This window comes from Mycobacterium appelbergii (assembly GCF_032883035.1).
Classification (GTDB): Bacteria; Actinomycetota; Actinomycetes; order Mycobacteriales; family Mycobacteriaceae; genus Mycobacterium; species Mycobacterium appelbergii.
Genome location: NZ_JAMQTH010000006.1, coordinates 184,503 through 199,003 on the forward strand (window position 1 = coordinate 184,503; position 14,501 = coordinate 199,003).

The 14,501-nt window shown below is 67.2% G+C and carries 12 protein-coding genes; 10 read left to right on the forward strand and 2 right to left on the reverse strand.

The window, feature by feature from the left end; translation table 11 throughout:
* Positions 1–37: 37 nt before the first annotated feature.
* From M1247_RS15300 to xypA, 10 genes are all read left to right on the forward strand, one after another.
* Entirely contained in the window at positions 38–670 is a 633-nt protein-coding gene (locus M1247_RS15300; protein ID WP_317157197.1) for an SIS domain-containing protein, read from the forward strand.
* Positions 667–2,163, forward strand: a complete 1,497-nt coding sequence (locus tag M1247_RS15305; RefSeq protein WP_317157198.1) for an FGGY family carbohydrate kinase — start codon at positions 667–669, stop codon at positions 2,161–2,163. The genes M1247_RS15300 and M1247_RS15305 overlap by 4 nt, the downstream gene beginning before the upstream one ends.
* Positions 2,160–2,810, forward strand: coding sequence for a beta/alpha barrel domain-containing protein (locus tag M1247_RS15310; protein WP_317157199.1), 651 nt, complete (start codon positions 2,160–2,162; stop codon positions 2,808–2,810). The genes M1247_RS15305 and M1247_RS15310 overlap by 4 nt, the downstream gene beginning before the upstream one ends.
* The gene (locus M1247_RS15315) at positions 2,807–3,847 is read left to right on the forward strand and encodes an NAD(P)-dependent alcohol dehydrogenase (protein ID WP_317157200.1); all 1,041 of its coding nucleotides are present in this window, start codon (positions 2,807–2,809) and stop codon (positions 3,845–3,847) included. The genes M1247_RS15310 and M1247_RS15315 overlap by 4 nt, the downstream gene beginning before the upstream one ends.
* Positions 3,844–4,602: an SDR family NAD(P)-dependent oxidoreductase gene (locus tag M1247_RS15320; RefSeq protein ID WP_317157201.1), complete on the forward strand. Its 759-nt coding sequence runs from the start codon at positions 3,844–3,846 to the stop codon at positions 4,600–4,602. The genes M1247_RS15315 and M1247_RS15320 overlap by 4 nt, the downstream gene beginning before the upstream one ends.
* Positions 4,596–5,648, forward strand: a complete 1,053-nt coding sequence (locus tag M1247_RS15325) for a zinc-dependent alcohol dehydrogenase (protein ID WP_317157202.1) — start codon at positions 4,596–4,598, stop codon at positions 5,646–5,648. Before M1247_RS15320 ends, M1247_RS15325 begins: the two co-directional genes overlap by 7 nt.
* Entirely contained in the window at positions 5,645–7,198 is a 1,554-nt protein-coding gene (locus M1247_RS15330; RefSeq protein WP_317157203.1) for a sugar ABC transporter ATP-binding protein, read from the forward strand. The genes M1247_RS15325 and M1247_RS15330 overlap by 4 nt, the downstream gene beginning before the upstream one ends.
* 92 nt (positions 7,199–7,290) lie before the next feature.
* Positions 7,291–8,232, forward strand: a complete 942-nt coding sequence (locus M1247_RS15335) for an ABC transporter permease (RefSeq protein ID WP_410506885.1) — start codon at positions 7,291–7,293, stop codon at positions 8,230–8,232.
* Positions 8,233–8,278: 46 nt separating this feature from the next.
* Positions 8,279–9,328 carry a sugar ABC transporter xylitol/D-threitol-binding protein ThpA gene (gene thpA / locus M1247_RS15340; RefSeq protein ID WP_317157205.1) on the forward strand — a complete coding sequence of 350 codons (1,050 nt, stop codon included), beginning with the start codon at positions 8,279–8,281 and terminating at the stop codon, positions 9,326–9,328.
* Positions 9,329–9,432: 104 nt separating this feature from the next.
* Positions 9,433–10,482 (forward strand): sugar ABC transporter xylitol/L-sorbitol-binding protein XypA, encoded by a 1,050-nt coding sequence (xypA, locus tag M1247_RS15345; protein WP_317157206.1) that lies wholly within the window; start codon positions 9,433–9,435, stop codon positions 10,480–10,482.
* Between the two features lie 101 nt (positions 10,483–10,583).
* Here the strand turns inward: xypA and M1247_RS15350 are convergent, their stop codons facing one another.
* Together M1247_RS15350 and M1247_RS15355 are read right to left on the reverse strand one after the other, a co-directional pair.
* Positions 10,584–13,727: a helicase HerA domain-containing protein gene (locus tag M1247_RS15350; protein ID WP_317157207.1), complete on the reverse strand. Its 3,144-nt coding sequence runs from the start codon at positions 13,725–13,727 to the stop codon at positions 10,584–10,586.
* Complete coding sequence (locus tag M1247_RS15355; RefSeq protein ID WP_317157208.1) at positions 13,727–14,374, reverse strand: hypothetical protein; 648 nt, start codon at positions 14,372–14,374, stop codon at positions 13,727–13,729. Before M1247_RS15355 ends, M1247_RS15350 begins: the two co-directional genes overlap by 1 nt.
* Between the last annotated feature and the right edge of the window lie 127 nt (positions 14,375–14,501).

Sequence of the window (14,501 nt, forward strand, 5' to 3'; positions counted from 1 at the left end):
TGATCCACATCACAAGCAATCAGGAGGATGAACCCGCATGCGGACTGAGGACGCCGACCTGGCAACGCTGGCCGGCGCGGTGTTGTCCCGGGAATCCGCTGCAGTTGCCGAGCTCACGGGCCACGTGGAGTCGGATCTGGTCGCAGTGGCCCGCAACCTGCTCGCGATCACCGGCAAAGTCATCACCACGGGCTCGGGCACCTCGGGAATCATGGCCGAACGGCTGGCCCATCTGCTGTCGGTGTGCGGCACCCCGGCGGTCTACCTGCCCTCGATGGACGCCCTGCACGGTGGCATGGGCGCAATCACCGAAAACGATCTGGTGCTGGCCATTTCCAAGACCGGGCAGTCCACCGAGCTCACCCGGTTGGCCGAGCGGTTGGCCGACCGGGGGGTCTCGGTGGTGGCGGTCACCGAGAGTCCCGAATCGCCGTTCGCCACGGCCGCGGGCAGGGTGGTCGCGCTGCCGCCGACCGCGGCCGGGGCCGACCCGGGTGACCTGATCGCCATGGCCAGCACCCTGGCGGTGGGCGCCTGGGGCGATGCGCTGGCCGTGGTGGCGATGGCACTGCGCGGGCACACCATGCGCGACGTGGTGGACAGCCATCCCGCAGGCGCGGTCGGCGCCCGCGGACAGACGGCCGGCGATACACCGGTGGTGCGCACATGACCGAATTCGCAGTCCTCGGGGTGGATTCGTCCACGCAGTCGTGCAAAGTCGAAGTGCGTGAACTGGACGGCGGGCGGCTCCTGGGATCCGGTTCCGCCGCACATCCGCCCGCATTCCCGCCCTGCAGCGAACAGCACCCGCTGGAATGGGTCGCCGCCTTCGCCTCGGCCACCCGCACCGCCTTGGCCCGCTGTGCCCAGCCTCCGGTCATCAAGGCGATCTCGGTCGCCGCGCAATGCCACGGCCTGGTACTGCTGGACGAGCACGGAAATCCGTTGCGGGCAGCCAAGTTGTGGAACGACACCACGGGTACACCCAATCTGGCGGCGCTGGTCGACCGCATCGGTGCGCAGCAGTGGATTCGCAGCATCGGTTCGATGCCCACCGCGGCGTTCACGATCGCCAAACTCGCCTGGACGGCGGAACACGAACCGCAGGTACTCGATTGGACCGCGTCGATTCTGCTGCCACACGACTACCTCACGTACTGGCTGACCGGGGCGCGGGTGACCGACCGCTCCGAAGCCTCCGGCACCGGATACTTCAACACCGAAACCGGGCAGTGGATCACCGAGTATCTCGATCTGGCCGGCGGCCGACGGGACTGGTCCTCGATGTTGCCCACGGTGCTGGCCCCGTGCCGGCCTGCCGGGACGGTCCGACCGGTGGCGGCCGACGCTCTCGGTCTTGACGCCGACGGCGCAGAGGTCATCGTCGGACCCGGCGGCGGCGACCAGCATGCCGCCTATCTCGGGCTCGGCCTCGACGATGGCGACCAGTACATCGGCATCGGCACCTCCGGTGTCGTCGCGACTTCCTGCCGCACAGCAGTTTTCGATCCGAGCGGCATGGTGGACGGGGTAGCCGATCTCACCGGCGGGTATCTGCCGCTGGTCAGTACGCTCAACGCGGCTCGGGTCGGCGAGGTTGCGGCCCGCCTGCTCGGCACCGACCTCGCCGGGCTGGCCGGCCTCGCGCTGGCCGCCGGTGACGGACCGGGCCCCGTACTGGTGCCGTTCCTGGACGGTGAGCGTAAGCCCGACCGGCCTGCGGCCCGCGGCGCATTCGTGGACCTCACCTCGCACACCACCCGCGAGGAGTTGGCCCGCGCGTTCGTCGAAGGACCGCTGCTGTCGCTGCTGAATGCGCGAGACAACCTGCGTGCCTGCGGAATCGATGTCAGCGGCGGTGCGGTCGCGGCCGGCGGTGGGACACGGTCCGCCGCGACACTGCAACTGCTGGCCGACCTGCTCGGCGACGAGGTGAGCGTGCTCGACGCCGACGAGGCGACCGCGCGCGGCGCCTGCGTCCAGGCCGCCGCGGTGGCGGGGGAGATGGACGTCGCCGGGCTCATGGACGTGGCCAAGCGTTGGCGACCGCCCGTAGTGACGCGGGTATCGCCGCGGCGCACCGGCCGTGACCTTGCCGCCCTTCGCGCCCGATGGCACGCGGTGGCCGGCTCACCACTACTCGACGCGGCGAGCCCGTCGTGATCGCGCGATGGCACACCGACTATCCGGGACTGGTCGCCGGATCCGTCTACGCGGCTCCGCCGCAGCGGCGTGGCGAGTTCGCCGCCGAACTCGTCGAGGCCGGCCTCGGCGTGCACGTGGATGTGATGGCCGAGAGTGAAGGACTGCCCGCCGGAGTCAGCCTCGATGAGTGCCGGGACATCTCGGCACGCGTCGGCCCGGCACGGCTCGAGGTGCATCTGATCGGTTCGGCCGAGTTCACCGAGGACGTGCTGCCCGCGCTGCTGGACCTGCAACCGGCCCGGGTGTTCCTGCCGTGGGCGGCCTTCACCGCACGGCGCGCAGCCGAGATCCGGGCCGCGGGCGCCACCGCGTGGATCACGATCTGGCAGGAGTGGTCGGACCGGCGCCGCGGACAGGAACCGCACTGGCACGCGCCGCCGGACGGAGCGCTCGTGATGCTGATCGAACCCGGCACCAGCGGGCACTGCAGGCCCGCACGATTGGGTATCGCCGCGTCGTACGCAACGTGGCTGCCGGTGATCGTCGACGGAGGCATCACCGAAGACATTGCGCCGCTGTGTGTCACGGCAGGAGTCGAAGCCATGGTGGTCGGTCGGGCGCTGCTCGCCGAAACCGCAGGCACAGAGATAAGGGAGATGAGATGAACGCCGTCGCAGCCGATTCAACCGGCACCATGCGCGCCAGCGTGATGACCGGTGTGGGAACTTTGGTCATCGAGGATCGGCCGGTGCCGACACCCGGACCGCACGAGGTGCTCGTCGAAGTCGCAGCGGTCGGGGTGTGCGGTTCCGACGTGCACTACTACCGCCACGGACGCATCGGCGACTTCGTCGTCGAAGATCCGATGATCCTCGGCCACGAACTGTCCGGTCGTATCGCCGCCGTCGGTGACGGGGTCGATCCGGGCCGGGTCGGGCAGCGCGTCGCGGTCGAGCCCCAACATGCCTGCCGTCGGTGCGCGCAATGCAAGGCCGGACGGTACAACCTGTGTCCCGAGATGAAGTTCTACGCCACCCCGCCGATCGACGGCGCCTTCTGCCGTTACGTCACGATCGACGACGACATGGCCCACCCCGTACCCGATTCCATGTCCGATGACGCCGCCGCACTGCTTGAGCCGTTGTCGGTGGCCATCACCACGATGCGCAAGGCAGGCATCGTCCCCGGATCGTCCATTCTGATCGCGGGTGCCGGCCCCATCGGCGTCATCTGCGCGCAGGCCGCACGTGCGTTCGGCGCGTCACGCATCGTGGTGTCCGACCTGGTGGCCGCACGGCGCGAACGGGTGCTGGAGTTCGGCGCCACCGAGGTGCTCGATCCCACCGTCGACGACGTGGCCGCGCTGGACCCGAAGGTGGACGCGTTCGTCGACGCCAGCGGCGCCGCGCCTGCGGTCGTCAGCGGGATCAAGGCCGTCGGGCCCGCGGGCAAGGTGGTGTTGGTCGGCATGGGCGCCGACGAGGTGGCGCTGCCCGTCGGCTACATCCAGAACTGGGAGATCACCGTCACCGGCGTGTTCCGGTACACCGACACCTGGCCTGCGGCAATCCATCTCGTGACCTCCGGTGCCGTCGACCTCGACGCTCTGGTCACCGGACGCTACGACCTCGAACACGTCGGCGATGCGCTGGACAGCGACACCGACCCGGCCAGCCTCAAATCGATTGTGAATCCCTCATGACACCCTTTGACCTGACCGGGCGTACCGCACTGGTGACCGGCGGCAACCAAGGGCTCGGTAAGGCCTTCGCGTTCGGTCTCGCCGAGGCCGGTGCCCGGGTGGCCATCGCGGGCCGCAGCGCCGAGCGCAACGAAAAGGCCGTCGCCGACGGAGCCGCGGCCGGCTTCGATCTGCACGCGATCACCGCAGACATCACCAAAGCCCAGGACGTGGACCGGATGACCGCGGATGCGGTCGGGGCGCTCGGACGCGTCGACATCCTGGTGAACAACGCCGGTACCTGTCATCACGGCGAATCCTGGTCCGTCACCGACGAGCAGTGGGACGACGTGTTCGACCTGAACGTCAAGGCGTTGTGGGCGTGTTCGCTCGCCGTGGGCGCCCATATGCGTGAGCGGGGCAGTGGATCGATCGTCAACATCGGCTCGATATCGGGCCTGATCGTCAATCGCCCGCAGATGCAGCCGGCCTACAACGCGTCCAAGGCAGCGGTGCATCACCTGACGAAATCCCTTGCCGCCGAATGGGCCCCGCTCGGGATCCGGGTCAACGCGCTCGCCCCGGGATACGTCAAGACCGAGATGGCACCAGTGGACCGGCCGGAGTTCAAGCGGCACTGGATCGATGACACGCCGCAGCTCCGGTATGCCATGCCCGAGGAGATCGCCCCCAGCGTGGTGTTCCTGGCCAGCGATGCGGCCGCGTTCATCACCGGCTCGGTGCTGGTCGCCGACGGTGGTTACACAACATGGTAGGAACCGGAGCGGTCACCAGAAGGGTCGTCGTCAACTCCCTGCGCGACGTCGACATCGAGACGGTTCGGCAACCTGAGCCCGGGGCAGGTGAAGTGCGGGTGCGCACCACCGTGGTGGGGATCTGCGGATCGGATCTGCACGCCGCATGCGGGCGCCACCCTTTCATCGAGTTGCCGTACCGGCCCGGCCACGAAGCCGTGGGTGTGGTGGAGGCGGTCGGCAGGGGCGTCGATGAATCCTGGGTCGGCGCCCGCGTCACCATCGAGCCCAATCTGGCCTGCGGCGAGTGCACCCAGTGCCGTGCCGGCCGGTACAACATCTGCCGTGACCTGTTGGTCTTCGGATGCCAAACCCCCGGCGCCTTGGCGGATTCGTTCACCATCGGTGTCGACCGGTTGGTTGCGCTCAACGACGACCTCGACGACCGCCATGCCATCCTGATCGAGCCACTGGCCACCCCGGTGCACACCGTGAGACGGGCGGCGGAGGCGGTCGGTGACCTGACGGGACGGCCGGTCGTGGTGATCGGCGCCGGACCCATCGGCCTGTTCACGCTGTTGGCGGCCAAGCATGCAGGCGCCCGTGTGGTGGTCGCCGACCTGCTCGAATCGAAACGGTTGCGGGCTGAAAGACTCGGTGCGGCAGGGACATTCGATCCGACCGCCCCCGACGCGATCGAGACCGCGCGGCGGCTGCTCGGTGGCCCGGCCGCTGTGGTGATCGACTGCGTATCGCGGGAGAGTTCAGTCGCCCAGGCGGTCGAGCTGGTGGACAAGGGCGGTGCGGTGATGATCGTCGGAGTCGCCGAAGGCGCCACCCCGGTGCCCCTCGGGCTGATCCAGGACCGTGAACTGGCCCTGATCGGCAACCTCATGTACGTCCGTCAGGATTTCACCGCCGCGGTCGAATTGCTGGCCTCCGGTGTGATCCCGGTCGACGAGATCATCAGCGCCGAATTCGATTTCGATCAATCACAGGAAGCCTTCGCAGCGTCGGCTGACGCCGAGAACGTGAAGGTTCTGGTAACGCTGGGGAGTTCGGCATGACGCCTGCTACGACAACAGCACTGCTCGAATGCACCGACATTCAGAAGAGTTTCGGCGGAGTCCCGGTGCTCAAGGGCATCACCCTGGATCTCCAGCCGGGCACCGTGACCGCGCTGGCGGGGGAGAACGGCGCAGGCAAGTCGACCCTGATGAAGATCGTCTCCGGTCAGTACGTCGCCGATCACGGCACGGTGTCGGTACAGGGCACTCACCTCACGAGCGGCAGCACCCGCGACGCCGTCAAGCACGGCGTGGCCATCGTGCCGCAGGAACTGGCCTCGATCGAGGACATGACCGTCTACGAGAACCTGTTCGTGGGACGGGAACTCAAACGCGGACCGTTCCTCAATCGGCGTGCGATGATCGCCGAGGCGAGAGAGACCCTCGCGGTCTTCGACGTCGGGATCTCGCCGACAGCCAGGATGGGCAGTCTGCCCGTCGGGCTGCGCCAGATCGTCGAGATCGTCAAGGCCGCACGCACCGGCGCGCAGGTGGTGATGCTCGACGAACCCACCTCGGCGATCTCCGAGCGTGAGGTCGAGGGGCTGTACAAAATCGTGCGGCAACTCCGTGATCACGGAGTTGCGATGGTGTACACCACCCACAAGATGGCAGAGATCAGAGCCATCGCGGACCGGGTGGTGGTCCTGCGCGACGGCGGGCTGATCCTGGACGAGCCGATCGCGGGCGTATCCGATGACGACATCGTCACCGCGATGATCGGCCGGGAACTCGACACGCTTTTCCCCGATCGGCCCGAACCGGGCACCGAGACCGTGCTCGAGGTCGACGGACTACAGGTCGAGGGCGCATCCGGACCGGTGTCATTCACTGTCAAGGCGGGCGAGATCGTCGGTCTGGCAGGGCTGGTCGGTGCCGGCCGTACCGAACTGCTGGAGGCGATCTTCGGCGCCCGCCGGTCCACGGCCGGTAACCTCACGGTGCGGGGCCGCACCGTCAAACGCAATCAGCCTGCCGCTGCGATCACCGCGGGCATGGCGATGGTTCCCGAAGACCGCAAGCTCTCCGGGGCCGTGCTGTCCATGAGTGTGCTCGACAACGGCACCCTGCCCCGGCTGTCCGCATTCAGCGTGGCCGGCTGGCTGCGGGGCAAGGCCCGCACACAGGCGGTGTCTGACGTGATGTCCTCGGTGCGGTTGCGCAGCCGCAACCTGAATCAGGAAGTGGGCACCCTCTCGGGCGGCAATCAGCAGAAGGTGGTGTTGGCCCGGTGGCTGACCGGCAAGGTCAATGTGCTGCTGCTCGACGAGCCCACCCGCGGCGTCGACGTCGGCGCCCGCAGTGAGATCTACCGCATCATCACCGAATTCGCCGCGCAGGGAATGGCGGTGGTGATGGCGTCATCGGACATGCCGGAAGTGGTGGGCCTGTCCCATCGCGCCTTCGTCATGCGAGGCGGCGCCCTGGTCGGCGAGCTCGACCGGGAGGCGCTCGACCATCCCGAGGTCCAAGCGTCGGTGTTCCGGCTGGCCACCGCATTGGAACCACAGCCTGAATCGGACCAGACAAGCCAGGAGGACCCATCGTGACGACCCAACTCGATTCCGAAGACACCGCACCGGATTCGTCCGGCGCGACTGTCACCTCGGCGATCACCGGAGAGCCGGTGCGGTTGTTCTCCATGGAATGGTTCACCGGGATCGCGGTGCGCTACGCGATGGTGCTGGTGATGCTGTTGGTCATCGCGTACTTCAGTTACCGCAGTGCACGCTTCGCCACCCCGGACAACCTCGTCACCATCCTGGTCGCCGCGGCACCGTTCGCCCTGATCGCACTGGGGCAGACGTTGGTCATCCTGACCGGCGGTATCGACCTGTCGGTGGGCAGCGTCATCGCCGTGTCGGCCATGGCCGGTGCGGCCACGGCCAAGGCCAATCCCGGTCAGGTATGGATGACGGTCCTGGTCGCGATGCTGGTGGGGCTTGCCGTCGGCTGCGTGAACGGATTTCTGGTGTCGCGCATCAACGTTCCACCGTTCATCGCGACGTTGGGCACGCTGACGGCGGGTTCAGGTCTGGCGTATGTCATCGGTGGCGGCGCGCCGATCAACGGCTTGCCCGCGGAATTCGGCGCGATCGCGAACACGAAGATCCTCGGGCTCCAGATCCCGGTACTGCTGATGATCCTCGGCATCATCGCGCTGGCCGTGGTGATGAAGCGGACCACCTACGGTATGCGGGTGTACGCGGTCGGTGGCAACCGCAACGCCGCCGAGATCGCAGGCATCAACGCCAAGAACGTGTTGTTCAGTGTGTACGCCTTCTCGGGTCTGCTGGCCGGGCTGTCGGGCGTGATGCTGGCCTCTCGCGTCATCTCCGGCCCCCCGAACCTGGGACAGGGATACGAGCTCGACGCGATCGCGGCGGTCGTGATCGGCGGCGCCAGCCTGATGGGCGGACGCGGCACGATCTGGGGAACCGCCCTGGGTTTGTTGATGATTCAGACCCTCAACAACGGGTTGGACATCCTGGTCGTCCCGGCTTATTGGCAGGACGTCATCAAGGGTGTGCTGATCGTCTCGGCCGTCGCGGTCGACGTGTGGTCGTCGCGACGGCGAACTTGACGCCCGAAACATCCACAAATCCAAATCAGTGAGAGAGAGAAGGCAGATGAGACTGGGAACAAAGACGTTCGTGATCGCCTCGGCGGCCGCGCTCGGGTTCGGCATGACAGCGTGCGGCGCGGGTGACACCGCCGCCAACAGTGACACCACCCGCATCGGGGTCTCGGTGTATGACATGAGTTCGTTCATCACCGCGGGCAAGGAGGGGATGGACACCTACGCCAAGGACAACAACATCGAGTTGGTCTGGAACTCGGCCAATCTCGACGTGTCCACGCAGGCCAACCAGGTCGACTCGATGATCAACCAGGGCGTGGACGCCATCATCGTCGTTCCCGTGCAGGCGGATTCGCTGGGGCCGCAGGTGGCCTCGGCCAAGGCCAAGAACATTCCGCTGGTCCCGGTCAATGCCGCGCTGGACAGCAAGGACATCGCGGGCAACGTGCAGCCCGACGATGTCGCCGCGGGCGCGCAGGAGATGCAGATGATGGCCGACCGCCTCGGCGGCAAGGGCAACATCGTGATCCTGCAGGGCCCGCTCGGGCAGTCCGGCGAACTCGATCGCAGTAAGGGCATCGAACAGACGCTGGCCAAGTACCCCGACATCAAGGTGCTCGCCAAGGACACGGCCAACTGGAAGCGCGACGAGGCCGTCAACAAGATGAAGAACTGGATTTCGGGCTTCGGACCGCAGATCAACGGCGTCGTCGCGCAGAACGACGATATGGGTCTCGGCGCTCTGCAGGCGCTCAAGGAATCCGGCCGGACCGACGTGCCGATCGTCGGCATCGACGGCATCGAGGACGGGCTCAACGCCGTCAAGAGCGGTGAATTCATCGGTACCTCACTGCAGAACGGCACCGTCGAGTTGTCCGCCGGCCTCGCCGTCGCCAACGCGCTGGCCAAGGGCGAACAGGTCAACACCGAGCCCGTGTACATGATGCCCGCCATCACCAAGGACAACGTCGACGTCGCGATCCAGCACGTGGTGACCGAACGGCAGAAGTTCCTCGACGGCCTCTCCGAGCTGACCAAGAAGAACCTCGAGACCGGTGACATCGCCTACGAAGGCATCCCCGGTCAGAAGCAGCCCTGATCCCCGAGACTTCCACCGGCGAGCAGACACGTGGGTACCGGGGAACGCGCATTCCCGGGTACCTCCGCGTCTGCTCGCCATAAAAAGAGAGCGAGCACTAGCAGATGAGACCAATGATCAAGCTCGGCGCGGCCGCCGCGGCCGGGATGCTCGGCCTCGGGCTGACGGCCTGCGGCGCCGGTGACACCCAGGCCAACAGCGACTCCACCCGCATCGGTGTGACGGTGTACGACATGAGCTCTTTCATCACCGAGGGCAAAGAAGGCATGGACACCTATGCCAAGGCCAACAACATCGAGCTGGTGTGGAACTCGGCCAACAACGATGTGTCCACGCAGGCCAGTCAGGTGGACTCGCTGATCAACCAGGGCGTGGACGCCATCATCGTGGTTCCGGTGCAGGCGGATTCGCTCGGGCCGCAGGTGGCCTCGGCCAAGGCCAAGAACATCCCGCTGCTGGCGGTGAACGCGGCACTGGAAACTCCCGACCTCGCAGGCAATGTGCAGCCTGACGACGTCGCCGCCGGTGCCCAGGAAATGCAGATGATGGCCGACCGCCTCGGCGGCAAGGGCAACATCGTGATCCTGCAGGGCCCGCTGGGCGGATCCGGAGAAATCAACCGGGGCAAGGGCATCGACCAGGTGCTGGCCAAGTACCCCGACATCAAGGTGCTGGCCAAGGACACGGCCAACTGGAAGCGCGACGAGGCCGTCAACAAGATGAAGAACTGGATCTCATCGTTCGGTCCTCAGGTCAACGGCGTGGTGTCGCAGAACGACGATATGGGGCTCGGGGCTTTGCAGGCGCTCAAGGAGGCCGGCCGCACCGAGGTGCCGATCGTCGGCATCGACGGCATCGAGGACGGGCTCAACGCCGTCAAGAGCGGTGAATTCATCGGTACCTCACTGCAGAACGGCACCGTGGAGCTCTCCGCAGGTCTCGCGGTGGCCAACGCGTTGGTCAAAGGTGAAGACATCAAGGCCGATCCGGTGTACGTGATGCCCGCCATCACCAAGGACAATGTCGACGTCGCGATCCAGCATGTGGTGACCGAACGGCAGAAGTTCCTCGACGGTCTGGTCGAGCTGACCGAGCAGAACCTGAAGACCGGCGACATCGCCTACGAAGGAATTCCGGGTCAGAAGCAGCCCTGACCGCCCACTTCTCCTGGCGAGCAGACAGTTAGGTACCCAAAAATGCCGGGATTTGGGAACCGGACTGTCTGCTCGCCGGAGAAGAAGTCGTGGCCCGCAGGTCAGTACCGGGTCGCGAGCTCCCGCTGAGCCAGCGCCAGCACCTCATCGGTGGTCGGTGGGCTCGGCGGATGATGCGACAGGCACCACGGCGTCTGGATCTTGTGAAAAGCGTTGCCCTCCAAGGCCAGATAGAACTGACCTGACCGCAGCTTGCTGATGTCGGGCACCAGCCCGCCCTTCACCCGGGCCATCTCCCTGGCCACCGCGATCTGGGTGGGGGAGTTGAGCAACCCGTAGAACTGGGTGGTCGCGTTGCCGGGTATGTGGTTGTGCAGGCCCCGCGGTGCCTGGGTGGCGAACACCAGGCCCAACCCGTACTTGCGAGCTTGCGAGGACAACGCCAACGTGCTGTGCGTGCATGCGGTGGTGTGGGTGGACGGCGCGAAATTCTGGGCCTCGTCCATCACGAGCAATCCGCCGAGCGGCCGGTCACCCGCGGGATTGCGTTTGATCCAGGCGAACAACGCCATCTGCAACTGATTGACGAAGCCCTCCCGCTGCTGGTCGTTGGTCAGACCGACCATGCTGATCACCGAAACCCTGGCGCGGCAGCCCGGTGACGGGGTCAGCAGCGCGGCCGGATCCGCCGCTGCCCCGGCACCGCCGAACAGCGGGTCGTTGACCACCGCGGCGCGCAGGTTCTGCCCGAGTTCGGCGGCCAGACGGTGTGCGCCGCTCAACGCGCTCACCTCGCTGGGCAGGTCGCTGAGCAGGTCGATGAAGCCACTGAGTGTCACCCCTGCGCGGGCACCGTAGAAGCGCAGCGCTTCACGCAATACGGCGCGGGAGTGGTTGGCCTTGGCGGTGTTTCCGGAAATCAGCGCCCGCGGCTCCAGCGCGGCGACAGCCGATTCGACCGCATCGGAGAACTCGTCGTCATCGTCGAGCACGCTGGCGAAGTCGGGCAGCGGCTGAAAGGACAGCGGCCGTCCGGTCGAGCGGCGCGGTGTCCAGACGACGACCTCGGTGTCGCCGAAATACTCGTCGGCGCGGTCGTTGTCGCCTGGCAGCCATCCCGGCGGCGGCTCGGGCCATCGGCTGCCCAACCGCGACAGGTCATTGTTGGTATCGAGCACGATCGAGGACACCCCACGTAGCGCGCATTCCTCGACGAGCCGCCGGATCAGCACCGTTTTGCCCGATCCGGAGCCCGCGAAAATCGCGGTGTGCTTGCGCAGCGCAGCCAGTTCCACCGACACCGGTTGCCCGGTGATCGAGTCCAGGCCCAGCGTCAGCGCGGTGGGCGAGTGTTCGACGACAACGGCCGGTTGGTCGGGGACCGGAGGCGGCGGCAGCTCCTCGGGTGTGACGGCCGGCGGCGGTGGGTCGCCTGCGAGTTCGCCGAGCGCGGCCCGCAGCAGTGCGATGCCGTGCCCGGGACGACGTTGCCTAAGCCACTCGGGGAGATCGGGGTGATTGTCGTCGATGAGGTCACGCAGTGCGGTCATCGTCCGCACGTCCTCCTCGCTCAACGGCAATACCCGGCCGCCTGCCGCCTCGAACTCGGCGAGCATCGAGGCGGTTTTCGCGCCGCTGGGCCAGCGCGTATTGCGCAGCAGGAACAGCCTGCGTCGGTCGGGATTGAACCCTGTTGCCTCCCACGCCTTCCGGAGACGGTTCTGCACGGCGACGGCGTTGCCCGATGCGATCGAGCGAAACGCCCAGTGCCGCTCGTCATCAGTGGCGGCGTTCAGGCTCTGGCGCAGCCGGGCGTGCAGCACCACCCGCTGACCCGGCGGGGGATCGGGCCGGAACGACTGCTCGGCCTCCCCGCGCTCGGTGATCCACGCCTCGAGTGCCGCCGACAGCAGCCCCGGCATCGTGGTGTCCTCACCATCGGGGTCCAGTGCCGCCGCGGTTACCGCCCTGCGCCGGTATTCGGCGAATCGCTGATCGAGCCCGGCGGTGTCGCCCCGCGGCCCGTCCTCACCCGCCTGTGCATGGACCTCGACGGTTTCACCGGTCAGCCGTGCCAATTCCTCGACGGTGTCGCGTTCCAGGCAACGGCGCACGTGGGCGTCCGCGCGCTTGAGTAGTTGCCGTGGCGTGTACTGGGTGGCCTCGTCGAATGCGGACGGCAGTATGGGCCAGCTGGGATACGGCGCGGTGAATCCGATGGCCCCGTAGCTGCCGGTGAATCGACGTTCCAGGATGGCGCGGCCGACATCGGGTGTCGGCAGACCCTGGAGCAGCGCGGTGGCGCGGAAGCGGTCCTGCACGGTTGCGGTGGCGCGTTCCTGGATCGACTCCCACGCCGCGGGCAGGCAGGCCACCACCGGCACGGTCCTGCGCATCGTCTGCCGCATCGACATCAGCCCGTGGGCCACGTGTTCGAGATCCCGGCTGCCCGTGCCCGACGCGTCAGGTCCGGTGTCGGTGCGTTCCGGTGACTGCGCCAGCAGCGTGTCGATCTGGTCGAGTGCCAGCACCGCGGGCCCGGCCAGCGCGATCAGCCGAGAGATATCGCGGACCGACTCCTGGGGCGTCAGGGTCGGCGCGGGCAGACCCCAAACGTCGCGTTCGCCGCGGCCGAAATCGTCGTTGGCGGTCAGGAACGCCTCGCCGATGTCCTGCAGCTCGAGATCCATCGCGGCCAGCAGCACCATGGCCCGCAGGGTGTGGTGGGTACGTCGCACGGTCTCACGCCGCGCCTTGTGCAGTGAGTTGACGAAGTCGGTGAGGATCTCGGGGGTCAGCTCGTCGTCGCCGATGACCGCCCGGCGGTTCGCCCGCGAAATATGCGCGACCGACGACAGTTCCCACAGCAGGTCTTTGAGTTGCGTGTCCCGTTCCGCACCCGGCCTGCCGAGGCTTTCCAGAATGCCCGCCCTGGTGGATTGCCAGAAGCCGGTCGCGTCGAGCAGCTCGACCAGGAAGAAGTACCCGCCCTCGGTTTGCACCCGCTCGCGGACCTGCCCGAGCAGGTGGGTCTTGCCCGATCCGGCCGGACCGCGCACCACCACTCCCAGTGGGCTCGAATCGATGTCGCGCTGGGCATCACCGAACGCGGCCATCACATCGCCCATCGCACGGTCGTGGAGTCCGCCGACGTGCAGTGCGCCCTGTGAGTGCCACAGGTCGTCGGCCGTCGGCGCCCAGGTCAGTCGCAGCGCGCTGAGCGCTTCCCGTTGTTGGAGGTGCATCAGCGCTCGATCGCGATCAGGTGTTTGTTCTGGTCGCCGATCACCACGGCGGCGGCGCGGTCTGCTTCGGTGAGCACCTTCTGGTTCTCCTCAGGAATGAGACTGACACCGGGCTGTTGGTAGAGGTTCACCAGCGCGGCGTCGACGTCGTTGCGGGCCAGGCCCGATACCGCCTGGCGCAGCTGCACCAGGTTCACCCAGCCGCCCGGCCTGGCCGTGATGCGCGTGTAGGCAGCCCGCAGTTGGTCCTCGACATCACCCTCGACACCACCCCCGACACCATCGGCGACGGTATCGGTCTGCGGCAGGAAGATGTCGGCGGGTACCAGGTCGGCCTCGTCGAAATACCGTCGAAGGCCCTTCAACAGCGTGTACAGCGCCCGGCCCTGACCCGACGGCCGCGGCGGGGCGTCGGCACCGAACAGCTCCCGGCACAACGCCCAGCCGGAGTCTGTCAGTTCATGGACCAGCGGACGGCCCGGTGTCGTCTCGACCAGGCCCAGCCGGTTGAGCCGGTCGCGGCCCGTCTTCTCCAGTTTCGGGCCCAGTCGTTCCAGTTCGGGGTTCGGCACCGGCCGGGATTCGGCCATCAGCACCAGCAGCACTGCCTGCTCCGTGCCGGTCAGTTCCTCGGGGGCCACGCTCACAGATGGTCACCTTCCTGCCGTCGTCGGGCGCTCCACGGGAGCCGCAGCATCCTCTCGCATGTCAGCGCCACCCACCGGGACCGGGCCCGGGTGCCACCGCCTGCACGTTACCGCGGGCGTCTACGGT

What these genes read in the sequence shown, in the direction of transcription:
- M1247_RS15300 (WP_317157197.1), top strand. Translation starts at nt 38, where the DNA reads ATGCGGACTGAGGACGCCGACCTGGCAACGCTGGCCGGCGCGGTGTTG.
- M1247_RS15305 (WP_317157198.1), top strand. Translation starts at nt 667, where the DNA reads ATGACCGAATTCGCAGTCCTCGGGGTGGATTCGTCCACGCAGTCGTGC.
- M1247_RS15315 (WP_317157200.1), top strand. Translation starts at nt 2,807, where the DNA reads ATGAACGCCGTCGCAGCCGATTCAACCGGCACCATGCGCGCCAGCGTG.
- M1247_RS15320 (WP_317157201.1), top strand. Translation starts at nt 3,844, where the DNA reads ATGACACCCTTTGACCTGACCGGGCGTACCGCACTGGTGACCGGCGGC.
- M1247_RS15325 (WP_317157202.1), top strand. Translation starts at nt 4,596, where the DNA reads ATGGTAGGAACCGGAGCGGTCACCAGAAGGGTCGTCGTCAACTCCCTG.
- M1247_RS15330 (WP_317157203.1), top strand. Translation starts at nt 5,645, where the DNA reads ATGACGCCTGCTACGACAACAGCACTGCTCGAATGCACCGACATTCAG.
- M1247_RS15335 (WP_410506885.1), top strand. Translation starts at nt 7,291, where the DNA reads ATGGAATGGTTCACCGGGATCGCGGTGCGCTACGCGATGGTGCTGGTG.
- thpA (WP_317157205.1), top strand. Translation starts at nt 8,279, where the DNA reads ATGAGACTGGGAACAAAGACGTTCGTGATCGCCTCGGCGGCCGCGCTC.
- xypA (WP_317157206.1), top strand. Translation starts at nt 9,433, where the DNA reads ATGAGACCAATGATCAAGCTCGGCGCGGCCGCCGCGGCCGGGATGCTC.
- M1247_RS15350 (WP_317157207.1), bottom strand. Translation starts at nt 13,727, where the DNA reads ATGCACCTCCAACAACGGGAAGCGCTCAGCGCGCTGCGACTGACCTGG.